The 23,239-nt window shown below is 69.7% G+C and carries 27 protein-coding genes; 8 read left to right on the top strand and 19 right to left on the bottom strand.

The window, feature by feature from the left end:
- The first annotated feature begins 14 nt into the window (after nt 1–14).
- A complete protein-coding gene (locus GEV26_RS08155) occupies nt 15–542 on the top strand; it encodes a YbhB/YbcL family Raf kinase inhibitor-like protein (protein ID WP_153652606.1) in 528 nt (175 codons plus the stop codon).
- 102 nt (nt 543–644) lie between these two features.
- On the opposite strand, the gene GEV26_RS08150 is transcribed toward GEV26_RS08155, so the two are convergent.
- The 4 genes from GEV26_RS08150 to GEV26_RS08135 form a co-directional block, all read right to left on the bottom strand.
- A complete protein-coding gene (locus tag GEV26_RS08150) occupies nt 645–1,460 on the bottom strand; it encodes a lytic transglycosylase domain-containing protein (protein ID WP_153652605.1) in 816 nt (271 codons plus the stop codon).
- A gap of 102 nt (nt 1,461–1,562) precedes the next feature.
- Nucleotides 1,563–2,675 (bottom strand): SPFH domain-containing protein, encoded by a 1,113-nt coding sequence (locus GEV26_RS08145; protein ID WP_153652604.1) that lies wholly within the window; start codon nt 2,673–2,675, stop codon nt 1,563–1,565.
- Complete coding sequence (locus GEV26_RS08140; RefSeq protein ID WP_153652603.1) at nt 2,675–3,124, bottom strand: NfeD family protein; 450 nt, start codon at nt 3,122–3,124, stop codon at nt 2,675–2,677. Before GEV26_RS08140 ends, GEV26_RS08145 begins: the two co-directional genes overlap by 1 nt.
- Nucleotides 3,121–3,951, bottom strand: coding sequence for an ABC transporter ATP-binding protein (locus tag GEV26_RS08135; protein WP_153652602.1), 831 nt, complete (start codon nt 3,949–3,951; stop codon nt 3,121–3,123). Before GEV26_RS08135 ends, GEV26_RS08140 begins: the two co-directional genes overlap by 4 nt.
- Nucleotides 3,952–4,032: 81 nt before the next feature.
- Here GEV26_RS08135 and serB point away from each other — a divergent pair, with 81 nt between their 5' ends.
- Nucleotides 4,033–5,244, top strand: coding sequence for a phosphoserine phosphatase SerB (gene serB, locus GEV26_RS08130; protein WP_153652601.1), 1,212 nt, complete (start codon nt 4,033–4,035; stop codon nt 5,242–5,244).
- Here serB and GEV26_RS08125 read toward each other — a convergent pair.
- Nucleotides 5,241–5,558: an ArsR/SmtB family transcription factor gene (locus tag GEV26_RS08125; protein ID WP_153652600.1), complete on the bottom strand. Its 318-nt coding sequence runs from the start codon at nt 5,556–5,558 to the stop codon at nt 5,241–5,243. The two genes, serB and GEV26_RS08125, sit on opposite strands and share 4 nt — an antisense overlap.
- Nucleotides 5,559–5,639: 81 nt before the next feature.
- Here GEV26_RS08125 and GEV26_RS08120 point away from each other — a divergent pair, with 81 nt between their 5' ends.
- Nucleotides 5,640–6,842, top strand: a complete 1,203-nt coding sequence (locus GEV26_RS08120; RefSeq protein WP_153652599.1) for an MFS transporter — start codon at nt 5,640–5,642, stop codon at nt 6,840–6,842.
- 3 nt (nt 6,843–6,845) lie between these two features.
- Here GEV26_RS08120 and GEV26_RS08115 read toward each other — a convergent pair whose 3' ends face one another.
- Entirely contained in the window at nt 6,846–7,061 is a 216-nt protein-coding gene (locus tag GEV26_RS08115; protein WP_153652598.1) for a dodecin, read from the bottom strand.
- A 43-nt stretch (nt 7,062–7,104) separates the two neighbouring features.
- On the opposite strand from GEV26_RS08115, the gene GEV26_RS08110 reads away from it, so the two are divergent.
- Together GEV26_RS08110 and GEV26_RS08105 are read left to right on the top strand one after the other, a co-directional pair.
- Nucleotides 7,105–7,443 (top strand): DUF3099 domain-containing protein, encoded by a 339-nt coding sequence (locus GEV26_RS08110; RefSeq protein WP_153652597.1) that lies wholly within the window; start codon nt 7,105–7,107, stop codon nt 7,441–7,443.
- Complete coding sequence (locus GEV26_RS08105) at nt 7,436–7,627, top strand: acetone carboxylase (RefSeq protein WP_153652596.1); 192 nt, start codon at nt 7,436–7,438, stop codon at nt 7,625–7,627. Before GEV26_RS08110 ends, GEV26_RS08105 begins: the two co-directional genes overlap by 8 nt.
- Before the next feature lie 4 nt (nt 7,628–7,631).
- On the opposite strand, the gene moaA is transcribed toward GEV26_RS08105, so the two are convergent.
- Nucleotides 7,632–8,618 carry a GTP 3',8-cyclase MoaA gene (moaA, locus tag GEV26_RS08100; RefSeq protein ID WP_153652595.1) on the bottom strand — a complete coding sequence of 329 codons (987 nt, stop codon included), beginning with the start codon at nt 8,616–8,618 and terminating at the stop codon, nt 7,632–7,634.
- Nucleotides 8,619–8,687: 69 nt separating this feature from the next.
- Between moaA and GEV26_RS08095 the strand changes: the two genes are divergently transcribed.
- Complete coding sequence (locus GEV26_RS08095; RefSeq protein ID WP_153652594.1) at nt 8,688–9,467, top strand: SURF1 family cytochrome oxidase biogenesis protein; 780 nt, start codon at nt 8,688–8,690, stop codon at nt 9,465–9,467.
- A gap of 15 nt (nt 9,468–9,482) precedes the next feature.
- Here GEV26_RS08095 and GEV26_RS08090 read toward each other — a convergent pair whose 3' ends face one another.
- The 11 genes from GEV26_RS08090 to GEV26_RS08040 all read right to left on the bottom strand — a co-directional run bounded on the left by GEV26_RS08090 (nt 9,483) and on the right by GEV26_RS08040 (nt 19,981).
- Nucleotides 9,483–11,081: an ABC-F family ATP-binding cassette domain-containing protein gene (locus GEV26_RS08090; protein ID WP_153652593.1), complete on the bottom strand. Its 1,599-nt coding sequence runs from the start codon at nt 11,079–11,081 to the stop codon at nt 9,483–9,485.
- Between the two features lie 328 nt (nt 11,082–11,409).
- The gene (locus tag GEV26_RS08085) at nt 11,410–11,772 is read right to left on the bottom strand and encodes a metal-sulfur cluster assembly factor (protein WP_153652592.1); all 363 of its coding nucleotides are present in this window, start codon (nt 11,770–11,772) and stop codon (nt 11,410–11,412) included.
- Entirely contained in the window at nt 11,769–12,230 is a 462-nt protein-coding gene (gene sufU / locus GEV26_RS08080; protein WP_153655016.1) for a Fe-S cluster assembly sulfur transfer protein SufU, read from the bottom strand. The genes GEV26_RS08085 and sufU overlap by 4 nt, the downstream gene beginning before the upstream one ends.
- A 32-nt stretch (nt 12,231–12,262) precedes the next feature.
- Nucleotides 12,263–13,519 carry a cysteine desulfurase gene (locus GEV26_RS08075; RefSeq protein WP_153652591.1) on the bottom strand — a complete coding sequence of 419 codons (1,257 nt, stop codon included), beginning with the start codon at nt 13,517–13,519 and terminating at the stop codon, nt 12,263–12,265.
- A complete protein-coding gene (sufC, locus tag GEV26_RS08070; RefSeq protein ID WP_153652590.1) occupies nt 13,516–14,292 on the bottom strand; it encodes a Fe-S cluster assembly ATPase SufC in 777 nt (258 codons plus the stop codon). Before sufC ends, GEV26_RS08075 begins: the two co-directional genes overlap by 4 nt.
- 2 nt (nt 14,293–14,294) lie before the next feature.
- Entirely contained in the window at nt 14,295–14,615 is a 321-nt protein-coding gene (locus GEV26_RS08065; protein WP_153652589.1) for a non-heme iron oxygenase ferredoxin subunit, read from the bottom strand.
- Complete coding sequence (sufD, locus tag GEV26_RS08060; protein WP_153652588.1) at nt 14,612–15,790, bottom strand: Fe-S cluster assembly protein SufD; 1,179 nt, start codon at nt 15,788–15,790, stop codon at nt 14,612–14,614. The genes GEV26_RS08065 and sufD overlap by 4 nt, the downstream gene beginning before the upstream one ends.
- Nucleotides 15,787–17,247, bottom strand: coding sequence for a Fe-S cluster assembly protein SufB (sufB, locus tag GEV26_RS08055; protein WP_153652587.1), 1,461 nt, complete (start codon nt 17,245–17,247; stop codon nt 15,787–15,789). Before sufB ends, sufD begins: the two co-directional genes overlap by 4 nt.
- Nucleotides 17,244–17,939: a helix-turn-helix transcriptional regulator gene (locus GEV26_RS08050; RefSeq protein ID WP_153655015.1), complete on the bottom strand. Its 696-nt coding sequence runs from the start codon at nt 17,937–17,939 to the stop codon at nt 17,244–17,246. The genes sufB and GEV26_RS08050 overlap by 4 nt, the downstream gene beginning before the upstream one ends.
- A gap of 57 nt (nt 17,940–17,996) precedes the next feature.
- A complete protein-coding gene (locus GEV26_RS08045; RefSeq protein ID WP_153652586.1) occupies nt 17,997–19,253 on the bottom strand; it encodes a DUF2786 domain-containing protein in 1,257 nt (418 codons plus the stop codon).
- A gap of 35 nt (nt 19,254–19,288) precedes the next feature.
- The gene (locus tag GEV26_RS08040) at nt 19,289–19,981 is read right to left on the bottom strand and encodes a type 1 glutamine amidotransferase domain-containing protein (RefSeq protein ID WP_153652585.1); all 693 of its coding nucleotides are present in this window, start codon (nt 19,979–19,981) and stop codon (nt 19,289–19,291) included.
- A gap of 89 nt (nt 19,982–20,070) precedes the next feature.
- Here GEV26_RS08040 and GEV26_RS08035 point away from each other — a divergent pair, with 89 nt between their 5' ends.
- On the top strand, nt 20,071–21,114 hold the full coding sequence (locus GEV26_RS08035; protein ID WP_153652584.1) for a DNA polymerase domain-containing protein: 1,044 nt from the start codon (nt 20,071–20,073) through the stop codon (nt 21,112–21,114).
- Nucleotides 21,115–21,182: 68 nt separating this feature from the next.
- A complete protein-coding gene (locus GEV26_RS08030; protein ID WP_243839026.1) occupies nt 21,183–21,950 on the top strand; it encodes a GTP pyrophosphokinase in 768 nt (255 codons plus the stop codon).
- Nucleotides 21,951–22,069: 119 nt separating this feature from the next.
- Here the strand turns inward: GEV26_RS08030 and GEV26_RS08025 are convergent, their stop codons facing one another.
- A complete protein-coding gene (locus tag GEV26_RS08025) occupies nt 22,070–23,155 on the bottom strand; it encodes an ATP-dependent DNA ligase (RefSeq protein WP_153652583.1) in 1,086 nt (361 codons plus the stop codon).
- Nucleotides 23,156–23,239: the final 84 nt, after the last annotated feature.

The following is a 23,239-nucleotide window of genomic DNA, read 5'->3' as shown; positions in this document are numbered from 1 at the left end:
TTAGCCTATCGACCATGAGCCTCGAACGCCCCGTCACACCCGATCCGTACCCGCTGCTGCCCGCCGTCGCCTCGTTCACCGTGAAGAGTGACGACGTGACGGACGGCCAGCCCCTCAAGGACGACCAGGTCGGCGCCGCCGGCGACACGTCGCCGCAGCTGTCGTGGAGCGGCGCCCCGGAGGGCACCAAGTCGTACGTCGTCACGTGCTTCGATCCCGACGCGCCGACGGTGTCCGGCTTCTGGCACTGGGTCGCCGTCGACATCCCCGCCGACGTGACCGAGCTCGCCGCGGGCGCCGGCGCCTCCGACGACACCCTGCCCGGCAACGCGTTCCACGTGCGCAACGACGGTGGCGGCCTCGGCTTCACCGGCGCGGCGCCGCCGGAGGGCGATCAGGTCCACCGCTACTTCTTCGTGGTCCACGCGGTGGGCGAGGAGACGCTGGGCGTCGACTCGTCCGTCTCCCCCGCGGTCGTCGGCTTCAACCTGGCGTTCAAGACGCTGGGTCGCGCGATCATCCACGGCACGTACGCCCACTGACCGTCCCCCCACCCAGCCCAGATCTGCGGAGTTCTGCACCGCCCCGGAGGGGCGGAACCGTGCAGGAGTCCGCAAATCTGGGCTGGGTTGTCGGGCCCGGGGTCAGTCGCCTGCGTAGCGGTTGGCCCGGGCCAGGACGCTGAGGACGTACGCGTCGGAGTGGTTGTAGGAGAACACCGCCCGGGTCCACCCCGGGCCGGTCGTCATGTCACCGCCGGACGCGCACAGGTATCGACCGGCCGCGTAGGCCGCGTCGAAGATGTTGTGCGGGTCCGCGACCCCGTCGCGGTTGCCGTCTGAGCGCCAGCGCTGCCACGTGGACGGGATGAACTGCATGGGTCCCATCGCGTGGTCCCACTGCGCGTCACCGTGCAGGCGCGCGGAGTCCCGGTCCGAGCGGATGCTCCCGTTGCCTGCCGTGCCGTCGAGCGCGGGCCCGAGGATCTTGCGGGTCGTGGTCCCGTCGGTGCGCAGCCGGGAACCGCCCTCGGTGCCGTGGCCCGACTCGACCGCGCCGATGCCCGCGAGGGTCGTCCAGCCCAACCGGCACGCGGGCCGTTCCCTGGCCAGGCGCAGCGACGCCGCGCCGTACGCCTCCACGGCCACCGGCCCGATCCCGGTGCCCGCCGCGATCCGGTCCACCCAGGCCGGGGCGACGCCCGAGCGGACGCGGGCCGGCTCGGGCCTGACGGCCTCGTCGGCCGGCTGGACCGGAGCCATCGTGGTGGTCGGTGTCGCTGTCGGTGCCGGGAGCTGCTGCGTGACCGGAGGCTGCCCGGTGGAGCGGTCCGGGACGTCGTCGGTGCCCACTGTCAGCGCCGAGACCGCGATGAGCGCGGCCGCGACGACCAGGACGCCGCTCAGTGCGAGCAGCAGGCCGTTCGTCGAGCGGTCCCCGTTGGACTCGACCCTTTTCATGGCGCGCTCACGGGCGCACCCGGTCGGGCGAGGAGTCCTGCGTGCACGCGGTCACCTCTTCAGTATCCGCGCGTCTGCACAGAACGCCTCGCCCAGCCGGTGTCAGGCCTGCGGAGTCCCGCCCGCGGGGGGCGGCGGCGGGGGCTCCTCCTGCGACGGCAGGTCCGCGGCAGTGGTCGCCGGGTTCTCCGCCGCCTTGGCCGCGTCCAGCGCCTCCTGGACCGCCTCGTTGGTCGCCGCGGTGTCGGCTGCGACGTCGTCCTCGATCGACGCGTCGTAGTCCACGCGGGTCTTGCTGCCGCCACCGTCGACGGGGATCGAGCCGATCGTGCCGCCCAGCGTGCCGAGCGCCTTGGTGAGCTCGGCGGGGATGATCCACGTCGTGGCGTTGTCGCCCTCGGCGATCTTCGGCAGCATCTGCAGGTACTGGTAGGACAGCAGCTTCTGGTCCGGGTTGCCGTCGTGGATGGCCTGGAAGACCGTCTGGATGGCCTGGGCCTCACCCTGCGAGCGCAGGATCTGCGCCTGCCGGTCGGCCTGAGCGGTGAGGATCTGCGCCTGGCGCTGGCCCTCGGCGGTCAGGATGGCCGACTGCTTGTCGCCCTCGGCGGTCAGGATCGCGGACTGGCGCTCGCCCTCGGCCGTGAGGATCGCGGCACGCTTGTTGCGCTCGGCGCGCATCTGCTGCTCCATCGCGTCGATGATCGACGGCGGCGGGTCGATGCCCTTGAGCTCGACCCGGTTGACGCGGATGCCCCACTTGCCGGTCGCGGAGTCCAGCTCGCCGCGCAGGCCGGAGTTGATCTGGTCACGGCTGGTCAGCGCGTGCTCCAGCGTCATGCCACCGGTGATGTTGCGCAGCGTCGTCATGGTGAGCTGCTCGATCGCCTGGATGTAGTTGGCGATCTCGTACGTCGCGGCGACCGGGTCGGTCACCTGGAAGTAGATGACCGTGTCGATCGAGACCACGAGGTTGTCCTCGGTGATGACCGGCTGCGGCGGGAACGAGACGACCTGCTCGCGCAGGTCGATCACGTAGCGGACCTTGTCGATGAACGGCACGACGATGTTGAGGCCGGCCGACAGGGTCGTGCGGTACTTGCCGAATCGCTCGACAATCCCCGATCGCGCCTGGGGCACGATCTTGACCGTCATGGAGACGACCACGATCGCCAGGACGGCGAGCAGGATGAGCACGATGAGTGCTGCTGACATCAGATCTCCTTGGAGGTGACGACGGCGGTGGCGCCGTCGATCTGGGTGACAAGGACGTGGTGGCCGGTCTCGTACGCAGCGTCGTCCATCGCGCGAGCCGACCAGATCTCACCGCGCAACAGGATGCGTCCGTCCAGCGGGGTGACGGGCTCGACCACGATGCCGGTCGCGCCGACCAGCGCCTCGGGACCGGTCTTCAGGGTCGGCCCGGCGTGCAGCTTCTCGACGACGGGCGGACGGACCAGGAACAGCAGCATCACCGACACGAGTGCGAACACGACGATCGCGAGCCAGACCGGGCCACCGACCGCCGCGACGACAGCGGCCGACAGGGCCCCGATCGCGAACATCAGCAGGACCAGGTCGAGGCTCACGAGCTCGATGAGCGCCAGGACCACGGCCAGCCCGAGCCAGGTCGCCCAGGCGTGCTCCTGCATCCAGTCGATCATGCGGTGTCCCCTGTCTGGTGGCTTCGGTCGGCGCGTCGTCCGTATGCTGCCCGACGAGCCGCATAGCGTCCACCCGCGCGGTCCAGCGCGATGCGCTGGCCGAAGGTGACGCCGAGATTGTCCGCTGTCAGGGTCGTCTCCAGCGGGCCCTGCGCGACGACCTTGCCGTCGCGCATCAGCAGCACGTGGGTGAACCCGACCGGGATCTCCTCGACGTGGTGCGACACCATCACCAGCACGGGTGAGTCGTCGGCGCGGGAGAGCATCTCGAGGCTCGCCAGCAGGTCCTCGCGCGCACCGAGGTCGAGTCCTGCGCCCGGCTCGTCGAGGAGCAGCAGCTCGGGGTCGGTCATGAGCGCGCGAGCGATCAGCACGCGCTTGCGCTCACCCTCGGACAGCGTGCCGAAGGTCCGGCCCGCGAGCGCCGAGACGCCCCACTCGCCCAGGATCTGCTCCGCGCGGGCGAGGTCCTCCTCGTCGTACTCCTCGTGCCAGCGCCCGGTCACCGCGTGGGCGGCCGACAGCACCGCATCGCGTACGGACTCGGCCGGGGGGATGCGGTCGGCGACCTTGGTGCTGGTGTGGCCGATGCGGGTGCGCAGCTCGGCGACGGCGACCTGGCCGAGCGTGTCGCCGAGGATCTCGACGGTGCCCTTGGTCGGGTGCAGCATGGCCCCGATGACCTGCAGGAGGGTCGTCTTGCCCGCTCCGTTGGGACCGAGCACGACCCAGCGCTCGCCTTCACCGACCGTCCAGCTCACGTCGTCCAGCAACGCCTTGCCCGATCGCTCCACACTCACGTGGGTGAGCTCGAAAGCTGCAGGCATGAACCCTCCTGGTCGGCGGTGCGGGGCGGTGGTGTCAACCTATCGCGAGCCCGGTGAGGCTCAGCGATAGCCTCGGGTGCGATGACCGATCCCGTGCCCACGCTGCACTTCACCGACCCCACCGTCCTCGTGACCCTCACCGGTCCCGACCAGAGCGGCGTCACGACGCGCCTGTTCGCCGATCTGCAGCCCTACGGGGTCGAGGTGATCGACGTCGAGCAGCTCGTCGTCCGCGGACGCCTCATCCTGAGCGTCCTGCTGACCGTCCCGTCCGACGTCGACGCCCTCGCCGCGACGGTCGACTCGGTCGGCGCCGCGTTCGGGCTGGAGGTCAGCGTCGAGCACGGGACGGGCGACAACCGCCCCCGCCGCGTCGGCCGGTCCCAGGTCGTGGTGCTGGGCGCTCCCCTGCAGCCGGCCGCGATGGCCGCGATCTCTCAGCGGATCAAGGACGACGGCGGCAACATCGACCGGATCGTCCGCATGGCGCGCTACCCCGTCACCGCGATCCGCATGGAGGTCTCGGGCGCCGACCCCGATCAGCTGCAGGCCGACCTGGCCGCCGTGGCGTACGAGCAGGGCGTGGACGTCGCGGTGCAGGAGAACGGCATCCTGCGCCACGCCCAGCGCCTCGTCGTGATGGACGTGGACTCGACGCTGATCCAGGGCGAGGTGATCGAGATGATCGCCGCCCACGCGGGGTGCGAGGACGAGGTCGCCCGGATCACCGAGTCCGCGATGCGCGGCGAGCTCGACTTCGCCCAGTCGTTGATCGCCCGGGTCGCGCTGCTCGAGGGCGTCGAGGAGTCCGCGCTGGACGCGGTCTACGACACGCTGACGTACGCGCCGGGCGCCCGCACCATGATCCGTACGCTCAAGCGCCTCGGCTACCGGTTCGCGCTCGTGAGTGGCGGCTTCACCCAGATCATCGAGAAGATCGCGGCCGAGCTCGACATCGACTACTACGCCGCGAACGATCTCGAGGTCGTCGACGGGCGGCTGACCGGCCGCATCTCGGGGCGCATCGTGGACCGCGCGGGCAAGGCCGAGGCGCTGCGCACGTTCGCCGAGGCCGCGCGCATCCCGGTGAAGAACACCGTCGCGATCGGCGACGGTGCCAACGACCTCGACATGCTCGCCGCCTCGGGCCTCGGCATCGCATTCAACGCCAAGCCGCTCGTGCAGGAGCAGGCCAGGACGTCGGTCAACGTCCCCTACCTCGACGCGATCATCTACCTGCTCGGCATCACGCGCGAGGAGGTCGAGGCAGCGGACGCCGCCGACGCCGGTTAGTCGCGGGCGCCCAGCACCGAGTCCAGCAGGCCCGGGAACGCGGCGTCGAGCTCGTCACGTCGCAGGGTCACGACCCGGCGCCGCCCGTCGGGCTCGTTGCGCACGATGCCTGCCTCGCGCAGGACCTTCATGAGGTGCGACTTGGTCGACTTGGGCAGGTCGGGGTTGGTGGCCCCGCACTCGGCCATCCCGAGCGGGCCGTCCGCGAGCTCGCGCACGATCTCCAGACGCGCCGGGTCGCTCAGCGCGAACAGGACGTCGGTCAGTGCGACGTCCTCGATGGACGGGTGCGGCAGCGGTGCAATCGTCGCCATGGTTCGAGAATACTTGAACAATGGTGAAAGTCGAGTAGAGTCGCTCGAGTTCCATAATTTTCGAACGATCTGCGAGCCGACATGTCCGTGACCACCGCCGCCCGTCCCGGCCGCACCCTCCGCACCTACGGTTTCGCGCTCGCGGTGACCGCCGTCGTCGCGCTGATGGTCGGCGCCAGCGCCCCCTCGCCCTTCTACCCGGTGCTGGAGCAGGAGATCGGCTTCTCCGCCGCCACCATGACGGCGATCTTCGCGGTGTACGCCGTCGCGCTCCTGTTGACGCTCCTGGTCGCCGGGTCGCTCTCGGATCACCTGGGCCGCAAGCCGGTGGTCTCGGCCGGCTTCGTCGTGCTGGCCGTGAGCATGGTCGCGTTCTGGCACGCCGACACGGTCGCCGTGCTGTTCGCGGCCCGGATCGTGCAGGGCGTCGCCGCAGGCCTGCTCATGTCGTCCCTCTCGGCCGCCGTGGTCGATCTGGAGCCGCCGACTCGGCCGGGGTCGGCCGCGACGCTCAACAGCGTCAGCCCGCTTGGCGGGCTCGCAGCGGGCGCATTGTTCGCGGGCCTGCTGCTCGACCACTCGTCATCCGCGCCGGCCGTCGTGTTCGGCGGGCTCACCGCGGCGTACCTGGTGATCGCCGCGGCCGTGTGGCTCGTGCCCGAGACGTCACCCCGGCGCACGGGACTCGCGCGCTCATTCCTGCCCCGGGTGGGCCTGCCCGTGGCCGCCCGCGCACCGTTCCTGCGCAGCGCCCCCGCGGTGTTCGCGGGGTGGGCGACCGGCGGTCTCTACCTGTCGCTCGGCGCTCCCCTGGTCGGGCAGGAGCTCGGCGGGACGACCCACCTCGAGCAGGGTCTCGTGGTGGCGGTGCTGACCGGCGTCGGATCCGTGACGTGCTTCGTCGCGCGCCACCACTCGCCCCGGCAGGTCACGATCTTCGGCACCACGGCGCTGGCCGCCGGCACGGCGCTGTCGCTCCTTGCCCTCGCCGCCGGCTCCTACGCGGCCTTCGTGGCGGCCGCCGTCGTCGCGGGGACGGGCTTCGGCGCGTCGTTCTTCGGCATCATGCGCTCCATCACACCCACGGCGGCACCACACGAGCGTGGAGAGCTGTTCGCGTCGGTGTACGTCGTGAGCTACCTGGCGTTCGGCGTGCCGGCGGTCGCCGCCGGCATCGCCGCACCACACCTGGGTCTGGCCGAGACGACGTACGTCTACGGCACCGTCGTCGTCGTGCTGGCGGCGTCGGCCGCGCTGTTGCGGACGTTCACGACCCGGGACTGAGGATCACTCGTCGTCCTCGAGGCGGAAGCCCAGCTTCATCGTCACCTGGTAGTGCGACACGTCGGTGTCGGTGATCTGTCCACGGATGCCGGTGACCTCGAACCAGTCGAGGTGGCGCAGGGTCTGGCCCGCGCGCCTGATGCCGTTGTCCACCGCCTCGGTGATGCCATCCGGAGAGGTGCCGACGATCTCGGTGATGCGGTATGTGCGGTCAGTCATGTGCCCATCATGCAGCCTCGGAGCCCCGACGTAGAGTGGGAGGGTGCCCGAGTCACGCGAACCCCGCAAGCAGCAGGTCTTCTCGATCACGTCCGCGGCGGAGTCGCAGACCCAGGATCGGGTTCGACGTGAGAAGCGCTATGCGTTCTCGATGCTGGTCCGCACCGTGTGCTTCCTGGGCGGCGTCGTGCTCGTCATGCAGCCCATGCCGTGGGCCGTGATCGGCTGGCTGATGTTCGTCGGCGCGATCTTCCTGCCGTACGTCGCGGTGATCTTCGCCAATGCGGGCGTCCGCAAGAAGGGCGACGGCCCGTCGCCGTTCGGCCCCGAGCCGGGCAAGCAGATCGAAGGCCCCCGCTCGACCCCCCTCGACCATGGCTGAGGCGCTCATCTGCTCGGCCAAGGGGTGCCCGGCCGAGGCACAGCACCAGGTCATGTGGAACAACCCCAAGCTGCACACGCCCGATCGTCGCAAGATCTGGCTCGCGTGCGACGAGCACGAGGAGACGCTCCGCGCATTCCTCGGGGCCCGCGGCTTCTGGAAGCAGACCGTCCCCGTCGAGTAGGGCGTCAGCCGCCGATCGCGGACATCGGGCGCGACGACTGCAGGAACGTCGGGTCGGCGATGCCGTGGCCGGGCAGCTTGGTCATCATCGCCGCCGCCCAGCGCTCGGCGATCTCCACGTCGGACGCTCCCCCGCGCATCGCGGCGCGCAGGTCGGACTCCTCGCGGGCGAACAGGCAGTTCATGATCTGGCCGTCGGCGGTCAGGCGTACGCGGTTGCAGTCACCACAGAACGGTCGCGTCACGGATCCGATGATGCCGACCGTGTGCGGTCCGTCGTCCACGAGGAACTTCTCCGCGGGTGCCGAGCCGCGTCCGTCGAGGCCCGTGAGGGTGAAGTGCTCGCCCAGCAGTGTGAGGGTCTCGTCGGCGGTGACCATCGCCTCGCGGTTCCAGCCGTGCTGGGCGTCGAGGGGCATCTGCTCGATGAACCGCAGCTCGTAGTCGTGGTCCATGGCCCAGCGCAGCAGATCGGGCGCCTCGAGGTCGTTGATGCCGCGCAGCAGCACCGCGTTGATCTTGACCGGCGTCAGGCCCGCGTCGCGGGCGGCGGCGAGTCCGGCGACCACGTCGTGGAGCCGGTTGCGACGGGTGATGCGCTCGAACGTCGCGGGATCGGTCGTGTCGAGGCTGATGTTGACCCGGTCCAGTCCGGCCTCGGCGAGTGCGCGCGCGGTGTGCTTGAGCCCGAGCCCGTTGGACGTCATCGCGGTGCGCGGGTTGGACGGCAGCGCCTTGGTGGCCGCGATGATCGCCGGCAGGCTGCGACGCAGCAGCGGCTCGCCCCCGGTGAAGCGGACGTCGCGGATGCCCAGCACCTCGACGCCGATCGTGATCAGCCTGACCAGCTCGTCGTCGGTCAGCGTGTCCTCGGTGGGCAGCCAGTCCAGTCCCTCGGCGGGCATGCAGTACTGGCAGCGCAGATTGCAGCGGTCGGTCAGCGACACGCGCAGATCGGTGGCCACCCGCCCGTGACTGTCGATCAGCTCCATTGCTTCATCCTAGGCGCCCCCTCCCAGCCCGGCTGAGTGATCTTTGGGGCGACGAACTAACGTCGGGGTGTGTATCGCTTCATCTTGAGTGCGCGCTGGATCGGATTCGCGATCTTCGTGGTCGTCCTGGCGGCCGTCTGCACCCGTCTGGGGCTCTGGCAGATGCACAAGCTCGAGCACCGCCTGGACCGCAACGACGTCATCACGGCGCACTTCAAGGCCGATCCGATCGACCTGACGAAGGCGCTGCCGGCCGGCGCCAAGGTCGACGAGACCTCGGAGTGGACCCGGGTGAGGGCGACCGGCACGTACGACGTCGAGCACGAGGTCACGGTCAAGTTCACGACCCGCGACGGCGCCCCGGGCGCCGACGTGATCACTCCCCTGGTCCTCGACTCCGGTGACGCGATCCTCATCAACCGCGGCTGGGTCGAGACCGAGAACAACGTCACCCGCCCCGACGTGTCGGAGCCGCCGAGCGGCGAGGTCACCGTCGAGGGCTGGCTGCGGCAGAACAACGGAGCCGGCGGGGACGCGGTCAAGCCCAACGGTGGCCAGGTCCGCGCGGTGTCCAGCGAGGGCATGGCCGACTTCGTGCCGTACGACCTGCTCGACGGCTACGTGAACCTGCAGGAGCAGACGCCCCCGGCCTCGGACGACCTGGCCGCCCAGCCCCACCCCGAGCTCGGCCAGGGCCCACACTTCTTCTACGCCCTGCAGTGGTGGTTCTTCGCCCTGCTGGCCGTCGTCGGCTACTTCTGGTTCGCGCGCGCCGAGGCCAAGGAGCGCCGCAAGCCGACCCGCATCGACGGATTCGCGCCGGCGAAGGAGCGCAGCCCCGTCAGCTGACGGGGCCGGCCGCCCTCAGGCCAGCGTGACGAGGTCGAGGTAGTCCTCGGACCACAGGTCCTCGTCGCCGTCGGGGAGCAGCAGCACCCGGTCGGGCTCGAGCGCCCGCACGGCGCCCTCGTCGTGCGACACGAGCACGATGGCTCCCTCGTACGTACGGATGGCGCGCAGGACCTCTTCGCGTGACGCGGGGTCCAGGTTGTTGGTCGGCTCGTCGAGCAGCAGGACGTTGGCGCTGGAGACGATGAGGCTCGCGAGCGCCAGACGGGTCTTCTCGCCGCCGGACAGGACGCCTGCGGGCTTCGAGGTGTCGTCGCCGCTGAACAGGAACGATCCCAGGACGCTGCGCGCCTCGGTGTCGGTGAGCTGCGGGGCCGAGGCCTGCATGTTCTCCAGCACCGTGCGGGAGGTGTCGAGGGTCTCGTGCTCCTGCGCGAAGTAGCCGATCTTGAGGCCGTGGCCCGGCTGCAGCTCGCCCGTGTCGGGCGTGAGGGTGCCGGCCAGCATGCGCAGCAGGGTCGTCTTGCCCGCGCCGTTGAGGCCCAGGATGACGACGCGACTGCCGCGGTCGATCGCGAGGTCCACGCCCGTGAAGATCTCGAGCGAGCCGTACGACTTGGACAGGCCCTCGGCCATGAGCGGGGTCTTGCCGCACGGGGCGGGCTTGGGGAACTTGATGTTGGCGACCTTGTCCTGCACGCGCTCGCCCTCGAGTCCGGAGACGAGCTGCTCGGCCCGGCGCAGCATCTGCTGGGCCGTGGACGCCTTGGACGCCTTCGCGCGGAACTTGTTGGCCTGGCTCGTCAGGGCGTCGGCCTTCTTGACCGCCAGGGCGCGCTCGCGCTTGCGCCGGGCCTCGTCGGCCTCGCGCTGCTTGACGTACGACGCCCAGCCCATGTTGTAGATGTCGATCGTGCCGCGGTTGGCGTCGAGGTAGAGGACCTTGTTGACGGTCTCCTCGATCAGGTCCACGTCGTGGCTGATGATCACCACGCCGCCGCTGAACGTCTTGAGGAAGCCGCGCAGCCAGGTGACCGAGTCGGCGTCCAGGTGGTTGGTCGGCTCGTCCAGCAGGAGCGTGTCGGCGTCGGAGAACAGGATGCGCGCGAGCTCGATGCGGCGGCGCTGACCGCCCGAGAGCGTCGACAGCGGCTGCTCCAGCACGCGGTCGGGCAGTCCCAGCGCGTGGGAGATCGTGGCAGCCTCGGACTCCGCGGCGTACCCGCCACCGGCCCCGAACAGCGTCTCGGCGCGGCTGTACGACTTCATGGCCTTCTCGGCGATCTCCGGATCGGGCGAGCCCATGTCGATCTCGGCCTTGCGCATCGCGGTGAGCGCCTCGTCGAGGCCGCGTGCGCCGAGGATGCGGTCCCGCGCGGTCGTCGACAGGTCACCGGACTTGGGGTCCTGCGGCAGGTAGCCGATCTTGCCGGTCGACGTGATCGACCCGGCCGCGGGCTGTCCGTCGCCGGAGAGCATCCGCGTCAGGGTGGTCTTGCCGGCGCCGTTGCGTCCGACGAGCCCGACCTTGTCGCCCTTGTCGACACGGAAGGAGACATCGGACATCAGGACGCGCGCGCCGAAGCGCAGCTCCACATTGGAGACGGTGAGCATGAACAACCTTCGATATGGGTGAGTGGGGGGTCGACGGAGCCAGGGCTCGACGTCACTCCCGCTGGTAGAAACTCACCTATTCATCGTACGCCCCCGCTGAGGGGAGGGTTGCGTCCGCCGAGGGGAGAGTTGTGGTGTTTGCAGTCACATGGGGGTGACCAACGATGAGGGCTTACGGCACCCCCAACAGCCGCAATCCCTCATCTCACGTCGCCCCGCGGCCAGCCGGGACGAACGATGAGGGCTTGCGGCAGCGTCAGCAACCCCAAACCCTCACCCTCCGTCACCCCACGCCGGGAGGCGCGCGTCAGCGGACGGGAGGCGCGCGTCAGCCGATGTTGAAGCCGAGGGCGCGCAGCATCTCGCGGCCGTCGTCGGTGATCTTGTCGGGGCCCCACGGCGGCATCCAGACCCACTCGATCCGGAAGTCGTTGACGATGCCGTCGAGCGCCGCGCGGGTCTGGTCCTCGATGACGTCGGTCAGCGGGCAGGCCGCGGACGTCAGCGTCATCGACAGCACCGTGTTGCTGTGCTCGTCGACCTCGGCGCCGTAGACGAGACCGAGGTCGACGACGTTGATGCCGAGCTCGGGGTCGACGACGTCCTTCATCGCCTCCAGGACGTCCTCGGTCGTGGTGGCGCCGGCGGGAGCCGTCGACACCTCGGGCAGGTCACTGTGATCGGTGGTCATGCGGGATCTCCCGTGGTTGACGAAACGTTGGTGACGAGGGCCTGCGAGACGGCGTCCTTCCAGGCCATCCAGCCCAGCAGCGCGCACTTGACGCGGGCCGGGAACTGGGCGACGCCGGCGAAGGCGATGCCGTCCTCGAGGACGTCCTCGTCGGGCTCGACCTTGCCCTTGCCCTGCATGAGCTCGGTGAAGCTGTCGAGCACGGCCATGCCCTGGTCGACGGACTTGCCAAGGACGAGGTCGTTGAGCACCGACACCGACGCCTGGCTGATCGAGCAGCCCTGCGCGGCGTACGAGACGTCGGAGACGGTCTCGCCGTCGAGGTGCACGCGCAGCGTGACCTCGTCGCCGCAGGTCGGGTTGACGTGGTGGACCTCAGCCTCGTAGGGCTCGCGAAGTCCAGCCCCGTGCGGGTGCTTGTAGTGATCCAGGATGATCTCCTGGTAGAGCGCGTCCATGTTCGATGCTGCGACGTTCACGAGACCTCCTCTCAGGCTCCGAAGTACTTCTTGGTGTGGTGCAACGCCTCGACGAGCGCATCAATTTCCAGCTCGGTCGTGTAGAGGTAGAACGACGCACGCGTCGTCGACTGCACACCGAACCGCAGGTGAGCGGGCTTGGCGCAGTGGTGACCGGCCCGGACGGCGACGCCGCGCGAGTCGAGCAGCTGCGAGACGTCGTGCGGGTGCACGCCCTCGAGGGTGAAGCTGATCGCTCCCCCGCGCATGACCGGCTCCTTGGGGCCGATGACCGTGAGGCCCTCGATCTCCTGCATGGCCTCCAGCGCGTACGCCGTGATGGCCTGCTCGTGGGCGGCGATGTTCTCCATGCCGATCGCGCTGAGGTAGTCGACCGCTGCACCGAGACCGACCGACTGCGCGATCGGCGGCGTGCCGGCCTCGAACCGTGCCGGCGGCGGGGCGTACGTGGACTCCCCCATCGTGACGGTCTCGATCATCTCGCCGCCACCGAGGAACGGCGGCAGCTCGGCGAGCAGGTCGTAGCGGCCCCACAGGACGCCGATGCCGGTCGGCCCGACCAGCTTGTGACCCGTGAAGGCCACGAAGTCGGCGCCGAGCGCTGCGACGTCGACGGGGATCTGCGGCACGGCCTGCGACGCGTCCACGACCACCAGCGCGCCGACCGCGTGGGCCTTGGCGATGATCGTGTCGAGCGGGTTGATCGTGCCGAGCATGTTGGAGACCCAGGTCAGCGAGACGATCTTGGTCCGCTCGGTGATGAGCCCGTCGATGTCGTCCAGGTCGAGCCGGCCCTCGTCGGTCACGCCGAACCAGCGCAGGCTCGCGCCCGTGCGCTGGGTCAGCTGCTGCCACGGCACGATGTTGGAGTGGTGCTCCATCTCGGTGATGACGACCTCATCGCCCTCACCGACCCGCCCCGCGTCGCCCAGCACCCGCGCCACGAGGTTGAGCGCCTCGGAGGCGTTCTTGGTGAAGATGACCTCTTCGCGGCTCGGTGCGCCGATGAAGCTCGCGACCTTGGTGCGGCCCAGCTCGAACGCCTCGCTCGCCTCGGCACCGAGCTGGTGCATCGCACGAGCGACGTTGGCGTTGTGGTGCTGGTAGTGGTCGGCGATCGCGTCGATGACCTGTCGCGGCTTCTGCGACGTGTTCGCGCTGTCGAGGTAGACCAGCGGGAGGTCGCCGGCCAGGCGACGGCCCAGGATCGGGAAGTCACCTCTGAGGCTCGCGACGTCGTACGCGGTCGTGCCCTCGACGACGGTCACGCCGGCGTCACAGCCTCGGCAGCAGCCTTGACGTACTTGTCGTAGCCGTTGGCCTCGAGCTCGTCGGCCAGCTCGGGTCCGCCCTGGTCGGCGACCCGGCCCGCGACGAACACGTGCACGTAGTCGGGCTTGATGTAGCGCAGGATGCGCGTGTAGTGCGTGATCAGCAGCACGCCACGGTCGCCCTGCGCGCTGAACCGGTTGACTCCCTCGGAGACGACGCGCAGCGCGTCGATGTCCAGTCCGGAGTCGGTCTCGTCCAGCACCGCGAACTTGGGGTTCAGCAGCTCGAGCTGGGCGATCTCGTGGCGCTTCTTCTCGCCGCCGGAGAAGCCCTCGTTGACGCTGCGCTGAGCGAACTCCTTGTCGAGGGTGACCCGCTCGAGCGCCTCGTTGACGTCCTTGACCCACGTGCGGAGCTTGGGCGCCTGGCCGTCGATCGCGGTCTTGGCGGTGCGCAGGAAGTTGGCGACCGAGACGCCGGGGACCTCGACGGGGTACTGCATCGCGAGGAACAGGCCCGCGCGGGCGCGCTCGTCGACCGTCATCGACAAGATGTCGACGCCGTCGAGGGTCACGCTGCCCTGGGTGATCGTGTACTTGGGGTGACCGGCGATCGAGTACGCGAGGGTCGACTTGCCCGAGCCGTTGGGGCCCATGATGGCGTGGACCTCGCCGCTCTTGATCGTCAGGTCGACGCCGCGGAGGATCTCCTTCGCGCCTTCCTCGGTGTTGACCGAGACGTGCAGGTCCTTGATCTCGAGTGTTGCCATGTTCAGCTCCTGGGGGTGGAGAGATCGACCATCACGGTGTCTCCCTCGATCTGGGTGGAATAGGTCGGGACGGCCTCGGTGGCCGGGTAGTTCAGCGGCTTGCCGGTGCGGACGTCGAAGCGCGATCCGTGCAGCCAGCACTCGATCTCGCAGCCCTCGACATCGCCCTCGGACAGCGGGATCGACGCGTGCGAGCACTCGTCCCGGACCGCGTAGACGTCGTCGCCGTCACGCACGAGGGCGACCTCGGTGCCCTCGACCTCGACGGCGAGCGCTCCCCCGTCAGGGACGTCCGCGAGCTTGGCGGCCTCGACGAAACTCATCCGTCGAGCCGTCCCACGTGCTCGGCGAGCTCGTCCTCGATCGACGCGGTGAGCCGCTCCTGCAGCTCGGGCACGCCGATGCGGCGGATGATGTCGTTGAAGAAGCCGTGGACGACGAGGCGACGGGCCTCCTCCGCGGGGATGCCGCGGCTCTGCAGGTAGAACAGGTGCTGGTCGTCGAAGCGGCCGGTCGTGGACGCGTGACCCGCGCCCTCGATCTCGCCGGTCTCGATCTCCAGGTTGGGCACCGAGTCGGCCTTGGCGCCGTCGGTCAGCACGAGGTTGTCGTTCTGCTCGAACGTCTCGATCCCTTCGGCCTCCTTGCGGATCAGCACGTTGCCGATCCACACCGTGTGGGCGTCCTGACCCTGCAGCGCACCCTTGTAGAGCACGTCGCTCTTGGTCTTGGGGGCCGTGTGGTCGGCGAAGAGGCGGTGCTCGATGTGCTGGCCGGCGTCGGCGAAGTAGACGCCCAGCAGCTCGACGCTGCCGCCGGTGCCGACGTAGTCGGCCGAGGTGCTGGCGCGCAGCACGTCGCCGCCCAGCGACACTGCGACGTGCTTGAACGTCGCGTCGCGACCGACACGGGCGTGCTGGGTGACGACGTGGACGCTGTCGTCGTTCCAGTCCTGCACTGTCACGAAGGTCAGCTCGGCGCCGTCCTCGAGGACGATCTCGATGTTCTCGGCCCACGTGGCCGACCCGACGTAGTCGACGATGACGACGGCGCGGCTGAACCGGCCGGCGCGGACGAGCAGGTGCCCGGCCGCGGCCTTCTCGACGCCGCCGCCGTACAGCAGCAGCGTCGTCGCCTGCTCGATCTCGGCCTCGGCCGGGATCGTGACCTCGAAGACCGACGACGCTGCGGCCCAGGCGCGGGCGGACACCCGGTCGACCGGTACGTAGCCGGACAGACCGCGCGCGGACTCCGCGACGGGGACGGACACGGCGGTCACGCCGGGAGCGGCGTCGACCTCGACACGGAAGTCGTCACCGTCGAGCGGGGCGTCCTTGTGCAGGTCGCGGAGGCGCTTGAGCGGCGTGAACCGCCAGATCTCCTCGCGGCCCGTGGGCACCTCGTGGTCGGCCAGGTCGAACGACCCCTCGGGGTGAAGATGTGATTCGACTGGAGCGAGCTCCAGGGCTTCTGCCAGAGATGAGGTGCTAGTGCTCAACCGACTGCCCCTTCCATTTGGAGTTCAATGAGACGGTTCAGCTCGAGCGCGTACTCCATGGGCAGCTCGCGAGCGATCGGCTCGACGAAGCCGCGGACGATCATGGCCATCGCCTCGTCCTCCTCCATGCCGCGTGACATGAAGTAGAAGAGCTGGTCGTCGCTGAGCTTGGAGACGGTCGCCTCGTGGCCGAGGGTCACGTCGTCCTCGCGGACGTCGACGTACGGGTAGGTGTCCGAGCGGCTGATCTGGTCGACCAGCAGCGCGTCGCACTTGACCGTGCTGGCCGAGCCCTCGGCACCCTCGAGCACCTGCAGCAGGCCGCGGTACGACGTACGTCCACCGCCGCGCGCGACGGACTTGCTCAGGATCGAGCTGGACGTGTTGGGGGCCGCGTGCACCATCTTGGCGCCGGCGTCCTGGTGCTGGCCCTCGCCCGCGAAGGCGATGGACAGCGTCTCGCCACGGGCGTGCTCGCCCATGAGGTAGACCGCGGGGTACTTCATGGTGACCTTGGAGCCGATGTTGCCGTCGACCCACTCCATCGTGGCGCCCTCTTCGCAGACCGCGCGCTTGGTGACCAGGTTGTAGACGTTGTTCGACCAGTTCTGGATCGTCGTGTAGCGGACGCGGGCGCCCTTCTTGACGATGATCTCGACGACCGCGGAGTGCAGCGAGTCGCTGGAGTAGATCGGCGCGGTGCAGCCCTCGACGTAGTGCACGTACGAGTCCTCGTCGGCGATGATCAGCGTGCGCTCGAACTGGCCCATGTTCTCGGTGTTGATCCGGAAGTAGGCCTGCAGCGGGATGTCCACGTGGACGCCCTTGGGCACGTAGATGAACGAGCCGCCCGACCAGACGGCCGAGTTGAGCGCGGAGAACTTGTTGTCGCCGACCGGGATGACGGTCGCGAAGTACTCCTGGAAGAGCTCGGGGTGCTCCTTGAGCGCGGTGTCGGTGTCGAGGAACAGGACGCCCTGGGCCTCGAGGTCCTCACGGATCGAGTGGTAGACGACCTCGGACTCGTACTGCGCGGCGACACCGGAGACGAGGCGCTGCTTCTCGGCCTCGGGGATGCCCAGACGGTCGTACGTGTTCTTGATGTCCTCGGGCAGGTCGTCCCACGTCGCGGCCTGCTTCTCGGTCGACCGGACGAAGTACTTGATGTTGTCGAAATCGATGCCGCTGAGGTCGGAGCCCCACGTCGGCATGGGCTTGCGGCCGAAGAGCTTGAGGCCCTTCAGGCGCAGGTCCAGCATCCACTGGGGCTCGCTCTTGAGCGCCGAGATGTTGCGGACGACGTCCTCGCTGAGGCCGCGCTGGACGTTGGCGCCGGCGACGTCGGTGTCGGACCAGCCGAACTCGTATCGCCCCACGTCCTTGAGGCCGGGGTTGGCCTCCTCGATCGCGTTGGGTACGCCGTTGGATGGTGCAGTGGTCTCTGACGTGGTCGTCATGAGGGCAACCTCTCTGCTGCGGTGGAGCTGGGGGTGTCTGGGGTGTGTGGCAGGTGGGTCGTGCAGACGCCGTCGCCGTGGGCGATCGTTGCGAGCCGCTGCACGTGGGTGCCGAGGAGACGCGCGAACATCTCGCTCTCGGCCTCGCACATCTGGGGGAACTCGACCGCCACGTGGGCGACGGGGCAGTGGTGCTGGCACATCTGGGAGCCGGCCGGGGTGGTGCCGATGGACGCCGCGAAGCCGTCGCGGCTCAATGCATCGGCCAGCACCTGCGGTCGCTGGGCCGGGTCGGCGAGCTGGAGCAGCGGACGGTAACGGTCCTCGAGGTCGCTGAGCCGGTGACGGGCGAAGGCCATGACGGCGTCGTCCCCTCCGGTCTTGGCCAGGAAGCGCAGCGCCTCGACCGCGAGCTCGTCGTACGAGCTGTCGAACGTCGAGCGGCCCGCGTCCGTGAGTGCGAAGACCTTGGCCGGGCGGCCGCGGCCGCGCTGGCCGATCACCCGCTGGTCACGCGCCTCGAGGATGCCGTCGGCGAGCAGCTGGTCGAGGTGGCGGCGGACCGCTGCCGGGGTGAGGTGCAGCCGCAGCGCCAGATCGGCGGCGGTGGACGGGCCGTTCTCCATGATGCTCTTGGTGACACGCGTACGAGTGGGAGCGTCGTCGACCGACACCTTCTCCACTGGCTGCATGTATTTCACAACACCAGTGTGCCGTTATTGATTCCGCCGGTTCAACGAAGGACAGCCTTAGTGGGACTCCACCGCACCGGCCGGCAGCACCGCGGCGTCGGCCGCGCGGGTGCCGGCGTCCCAGCCCCGGGCGTCGAGCTGGCGGCGCCGCGATCCGGTCGTCAGGTGCGGGAACAACCGGTCGACGTGCGCGGAGACGGCCTCGGCCTGGCGCTCCAGGACCGGCACGAGCGCCTGGCCGTAGCTCGCCTCCGCCTCGTGCGTGGCCGTGGTGAGGCGCTCGCCGATGCGGACCGCGAACGCGTGCAGGAACGCGCGGCGGAAGGCCGCGCCCGACACGTGGGCCTGGGTCATCGACCGGGTCGCCTGCACGAGCAGAGAGGTGAACAGGAGGTCGACCTGCTCGACGTCGGCCGGCAGGCCGATCAGCGTCACGCACGCCGAGAAGTCGTTCCAGACCGCGCGGACCCGGTTGGCCTCGGCCACGACGTGGAGCAGCGTCGCCTTCTCCAGCGCGTAGGGCTGGTCGATCAGCACCCGCACGCCGCCGACGTCGAAGGACTCCCCCACGTCGGCCGCGAGCAGCGCCTCGTCGATCGAGTGGCGGGTCATCAGGTCCTGCGCCTTGGCCGTGAACGCCTCGGCCTCGGCCGCGAACTCGGTCGACTCCGCCTTGGCCAGCAGCGATCGGACCTTCGACAGCATCTTGGTGCGCTGCTCGGTGGGCCGGGGCGAGGCGGACCCCGCGGGGCTGCTCCTGGTCCACCGCGACGGCGGGGGCATGAGCAGCTGCGAGGTGGGCAGCACGCGCAGCAGGTCGAGCGTGACCAGAGCGTCGAGCCACTGCTCCACGCTCGCACCGCCGCCGCTCGGCAGCAGGCCGGCCGGCTCGTGCCCGCTGCCCGCGCGTTGCTCGAGCGTACGGAGCTGGTCCGTCCACGCCGGCGGGGCGGCCTCGCGGGTCGGACAGCGACGTGCCTCGACGAGGACTGCGCGGGTCACCCACCGGGCGGCCCCCTTGGAGCCGCGCCGGTGGACGACGTGCACCAGGTCGTCCGGCTGCCAGCCGTGCTCCCAGGCGCCCGCGATGCGCGCGAGCACGTCGTCGACGACCAGGGCGGCCGGGTCGTCCGCGCGACCCCTCGCCGTCGCCGACAGCTCGTTGAGCACCGCGATCCTGGGCTTCGCGGCGGACGGGGCGGCGACGGCGAACCGGCACGCGACGTCGATCAGCGCCTCGACGTCGTCCGGAGCCGTCGACCGCCCTACGACTCGTCGCCGGGCGTCACGGCGCTGCCTGCTGCTGCTTCCCATGCGCCCATCCTTGCAACGGGCGCCGACACCGCGGTCTACGGCTTCGCGGTGCCCTGCAGCAGCTCGATCAGCGCGGCCGCGGCCGGCGCGGACGACGCGGGGTTCTGCCCCGTGATGAGCAGGCCGTCGCGCACGACGTACGGACCCCAGTCGTCACCCTTGGAGTAGTGGGCGCCCTTCTCCTTGAGCATGTCCTCGACGAGGAAGGGGACCACGTCGGTCAGGCCGACACCCTCCTCCTCGGTGTTGGTGAACCCGGTGACGTCCTTGCCCTCGACCAGCGGGGCGCCGGACGGCGTCGTGACGTCGCGCAGCACGCCGGGCGCGTGGCACACCAGCGCGACCGGCTTGTCCGCGGCGAGGGCGCCCTCGATGACCGCCTTCGAGGCCGGGTCGCCCGCGAGGTCCCACAGCGGGCCGTGACCGCCGGCGTAGAAGACCGCGTCGAACGCCGTCGGGTCGACGCTGTCGAGCCGCACGGTCGAAGCCAGGGCCGACTTTGCGTCGGGGTCCGCCTCGAACCGCCGGGTGTCGTCGGTCTGGGCGTCGGGCTCGTTGCTCTTGGGGTCCAGCGGCGGCTGACCACCCTCGGGCGAGGCGAGCGTGACCTCGATGCCGGCCTTCGTGAGCTCGTAATAGGGAGCGGCAAGCTCCTCGAGCCAGAAACCGGTCTTGTTGCCGGTGTCGCCGAGCTTGTCGTGCGAGGTGAGAACGATGAGGACCTTCACTGCCAACTCCTTGTTCGGGGACCTCTTTCGTACCCCCTGCGCCACGTCCGACCCATGCCGAACGTCACATCGCGCCCTACAGTCGTCCCATGGCGAGCGACGCGGTCGAGATCGAGGCAGGCGGACGGTCGGTCCGGGTGTCGAGCCCGAGCCGGGTGATCTTCGAGGCGACCGACGCCTCGCCCGAGGTCACGAAGGTCATGGTCGCCGAGTACTACGTCGCGGTCGCCGACGGCCTGATGCGCGCCCTGCAGGACCGGCCGGTCGCACTGGAGCGTTGGCCCAAGGGCGTGCGCGAGGGCATGGTCATGTCGACCCGGGCGGACAGCCACGGCGACGCGTTCTACCAGAAGCGGATGATGCGCGGCGCTCCTTCGTACGTCGAGAGCACGCAGGTGCTGTTCCCGTCCGGCCGTCCCGCGGACGAGATGTGCATGACGGAGATCGCGGTCGCGGCCTGGGCGGCCCACATGGGGGCGATCACGTTCCACCCGTGGCCGACCCGCCGCATCGACAACGACCGGCCCGACGAGCTGCGCATCGATCTCGATCCGTTCGGCGCCGCGACGTTCGCGGACGCGGTGCGGGTCGCCGCGGTCGCTCGCGACCTGTTCGCCGAGCTGGGCATCCGCGCATTCGCCAAGACCAGCGGCAAGCGCGGCGTCCACATCTACGCGCGCGTCGCCCCGTCCTGGACGTTCACCGACGTACGCCATGCGGCGATCGCGTTCGCCCGCGAGCTCGAGCGCCGCACGGACGGCGTGACGACCGCGTGGTGGAAGGAGGAGCGCGGCGACAACATCTTCGTGGACTTCAACCAGAACTGCCGCGACCGCACGATCGCCTCGGCGTACAGCCTGCGGCCCGCCCCGGGTGCGACGGTCTCCATGCCGGTGACCTGGGACGAGCTCGCGGCCCTCGACGGCCCGCAGGCGTTCACGCTGCACACCGTGCCGGACAAGCTCGCGGCCGACGGCGACGCGTGGGCCGAGATCGACGACGTCCACCACTCGCTCGAGCCGCTCCTGGAGCTCTGGGCCGCCGACCCGGTCGAGATGCCCTACCCCCCCGAGTACCCGAAGATGCCGGGCGAGCCGAAGCGGGTGCAGCCGAGCAAGGCCAAGAAGGCGTAGCCCCCGCGCTCGGCGTGAGACGTGGGCCACACGGAGCGATTTCGGGACGTTTGTCTAAAGTGGCTCTCGTGGACATCACGCCCTCGCGGATCGATCTCGGCCGCCTGCTCGATCGTCCGGGGGACGACTTCACGGACGAGGACTCCGAGCAGCTGCGTCAGGACTTCACCAGGTTCATGATGCGCTACAAGTTCGGCATGGAGGAGATCGTCACCAAGCTGTCGATCCTGCGGGACGAGTTCGCCCACCTGCACGACGCCAACCCCATCGAGAACATCTCGTCGCGGCTCAAGAACCCCGACAGCATGCTGGAGAAGATGGGCCGCAAGGGGTGCGAGCCGACCTTCGACTCGATCACCGAGAAGATCACCGACATCGCCGGCGTCCGGGTCACGTGCAGCTTCGTCTCGGACGTCTATCACGTGTTCGAGCTGCTCACGAGCCAGTCGGACGTCAACGTGGTCGACATCCGCGACTACATCACCTCTCCGAAGCCGAACGGCTATCGCAGCCTGCACGCCCTCATCGAGGTGCCGGTGTTCATGAGCAACGGCGAGGTGCCGGTGCTGGTCGAGGTGCAGATGCGGACCATCGCGATGGACTTCTGGGCCAGCCTCGAGCACAAGATCCACTACAAGTACCGCGAGGACGTCCCCCAGTCGCTGCTCGACGGGCTCAAGCAGGCCGCCGACACCGCGACCGAGCTCGACGTGACGATGGAGCGGCTCCACACCGAGGTCAAGACGGCCGGGGCGCTGCCCCTCGAGCTGCAGCAGGGCTCGGACGTCGTCCCAGACGAGGCCTTCGTCGAGCGCCTCCGCAACCTCGACTCCTGACCGGACCGGGCCGCCCCCGGATCCGCCCCTAGATCCGAGATTTGGCGACTTAAGCCCTCCGTATGTCGCGGACCGCGTGATCTGGCGGGCTTAACCCGCCAAATCTTGGTGCCGCGGCGTCAGGTGAGGATGTCACCGAGGTCGTACTTCGCGACCTCCTCGAGCTGGTCGTACGTGCAGCTGGTCGGCTCGCGGTCGGGGCGCCAGCGCTTGAACTGGGCCGTGTGGCGGAAGCGGTCGCCCTCCATGTGCTCGTAGCCGACCTCGGCGACCAGGTCGGGCCGCAGGGTCACGAACGACAGGTCCTTGGTGCCGGACCAGCGGCTCTGCCCGCCCGGGAGCCGCGAGGACGCCTGCGCGTCCGGGTCCTGCCACGCACCCCACGGGTGATCGGCGCTGTCCACCACGAGCGGGGCGAGCTCCTCGACGAGCTCGGCGCGCCGCGCCTCGGTGAACGACGCCGCGACGCCGACGTGCTGCAGCTGGCCGTCGGCGGCGTAGAGGCCGAGCAGCATCGATCCCAGCAGCGGCCGCTCGGCGGTGGACGTCTTGTGCAGGCGATAGCCCGCCACCACCACGTCGGCGGTGCGGGCGTGCTTGATCTTCAGCATCTGCCGGCCGTTCGGCGCGTACGCCTTGGCGAGCGGCTTGGCCACCACGCCGTCGAGACCGGCGCCCTCGAAGATGCCGAACCACTCCTGCGCCACCGCGGCATCCGTCGTCGTCCGGGTCACGTGGACCGGCGCGGACGCCGGATCGAGCGCCTCCTCGAGCCGCGCCCGCCGCTCCGAGAACGGCGCGTCCATCAACGACTCGTCCCCGAGCGCCAGCAGGTCGAACGCGACGAACGAAGCCGGCGTCTCCTTCGCGAGCATCTCGACCCGGGACGCCGCCGGGTGGATCCGCTGGGACAGCGCGTCGAAGTCCAGCCGGCCGTCGATCGCCAGGAAGATCTCGCCGTCGAGCACGCAACGATCGGGCGTCTCGCGCAGGATCGCCTCGACGACGTCGGGGAAGTAGCGGGTCAGCTCCTTGGTCGAGCGGCTCGCCAGTGCCACCTCGTCCCCGTCGCGGAAGACCAGGCAGCGGAACCCGTCCCACTTGGGCTCGTACGACAGACCGCCGTCGACCGAGTCCGCGGCCGGTACGCCCTTGACCGACTTGGCCAGCATCGGACGGACCGGCGGCATGACGGGGAGATCCATGCAGCACAGCCTAAGCACCGAGACAGAGGAGCGCAGCGACGAGCGTCGAGGTGGACAGAGGAGCGCAGCGACGAGCGTCGCAGA

The organism is Aeromicrobium yanjiei (genome assembly GCF_009649075.1).
GTDB classification, from domain to species: Bacteria; Actinomycetota; Actinomycetes; order Propionibacteriales; family Nocardioidaceae; genus Aeromicrobium; species Aeromicrobium yanjiei.
The sequence above is the reverse complement of the archived record's forward strand: the minus strand, read 5'-3'. Positions and strand labels throughout refer to the sequence as shown.

Coding starts and splice junctions, on each gene's coding strand:
- serB (WP_153652601.1), top strand. CDS start 4,033: ATGACCGATCCCGTGCCCACGCTGCACTTCACCGACCCCACCGTCCTC.
- GEV26_RS08135 (WP_153652602.1), bottom strand. CDS start 3,951: ATGCCTGCAGCTTTCGAGCTCACCCACGTGAGTGTGGAGCGATCGGGC.
- GEV26_RS08085 (WP_153652592.1), bottom strand. CDS start 11,772: ATGACCACCGATCACAGTGACCTGCCCGAGGTGTCGACGGCTCCCGCC.
- GEV26_RS08150 (WP_153652605.1), bottom strand. CDS start 1,460: ATGAAAAGGGTCGAGTCCAACGGGGACCGCTCGACGAACGGCCTGCTG.
- GEV26_RS08045 (WP_153652586.1), bottom strand. CDS start 19,253: ATGGGAAGCAGCAGCAGGCAGCGCCGTGACGCCCGGCGACGAGTCGTA.
- GEV26_RS08090 (WP_153652593.1), bottom strand. CDS start 11,081: ATGCTCACCGTCTCCAATGTGGAGCTGCGCTTCGGCGCGCGCGTCCTG.
- sufC (WP_153652590.1), bottom strand. CDS start 14,292: ATGGCAACACTCGAGATCAAGGACCTGCACGTCTCGGTCAACACCGAG.
- GEV26_RS08105 (WP_153652596.1), top strand. CDS start 7,436: ATGGCTGAGGCGCTCATCTGCTCGGCCAAGGGGTGCCCGGCCGAGGCA.
- GEV26_RS08065 (WP_153652589.1), bottom strand. CDS start 14,615: ATGAGTTTCGTCGAGGCCGCCAAGCTCGCGGACGTCCCTGACGGGGGA.
- GEV26_RS08025 (WP_153652583.1), bottom strand. CDS start 23,155: ATGGATCTCCCCGTCATGCCGCCGGTCCGTCCGATGCTGGCCAAGTCG.
- GEV26_RS08155 (WP_153652606.1), top strand. CDS start 15: ATGAGCCTCGAACGCCCCGTCACACCCGATCCGTACCCGCTGCTGCCC.
- sufU (WP_153655016.1), bottom strand. CDS start 12,230: ATGGACGCGCTCTACCAGGAGATCATCCTGGATCACTACAAGCACCCG.
- GEV26_RS08050 (WP_153655015.1), bottom strand. CDS start 17,939: ATGCAGCCAGTGGAGAAGGTGTCGGTCGACGACGCTCCCACTCGTACG.
- GEV26_RS08145 (WP_153652604.1), bottom strand. CDS start 2,675: ATGTCAGCAGCACTCATCGTGCTCATCCTGCTCGCCGTCCTGGCGATC.
- GEV26_RS08115 (WP_153652598.1), bottom strand. CDS start 7,061: ATGACTGACCGCACATACCGCATCACCGAGATCGTCGGCACCTCTCCG.
- sufB (WP_153652587.1), bottom strand. CDS start 17,247: ATGACGACCACGTCAGAGACCACTGCACCATCCAACGGCGTACCCAAC.
- moaA (WP_153652595.1), bottom strand. CDS start 8,618: ATGGAGCTGATCGACAGTCACGGGCGGGTGGCCACCGATCTGCGCGTG.
- GEV26_RS08140 (WP_153652603.1), bottom strand. CDS start 3,124: ATGATCGACTGGATGCAGGAGCACGCCTGGGCGACCTGGCTCGGGCTG.
- GEV26_RS08120 (WP_153652599.1), top strand. CDS start 5,640: ATGTCCGTGACCACCGCCGCCCGTCCCGGCCGCACCCTCCGCACCTAC.
- GEV26_RS08035 (WP_153652584.1), top strand. CDS start 20,071: ATGGCGAGCGACGCGGTCGAGATCGAGGCAGGCGGACGGTCGGTCCGG.
- GEV26_RS08125 (WP_153652600.1), bottom strand. CDS start 5,558: ATGGCGACGATTGCACCGCTGCCGCACCCGTCCATCGAGGACGTCGCA.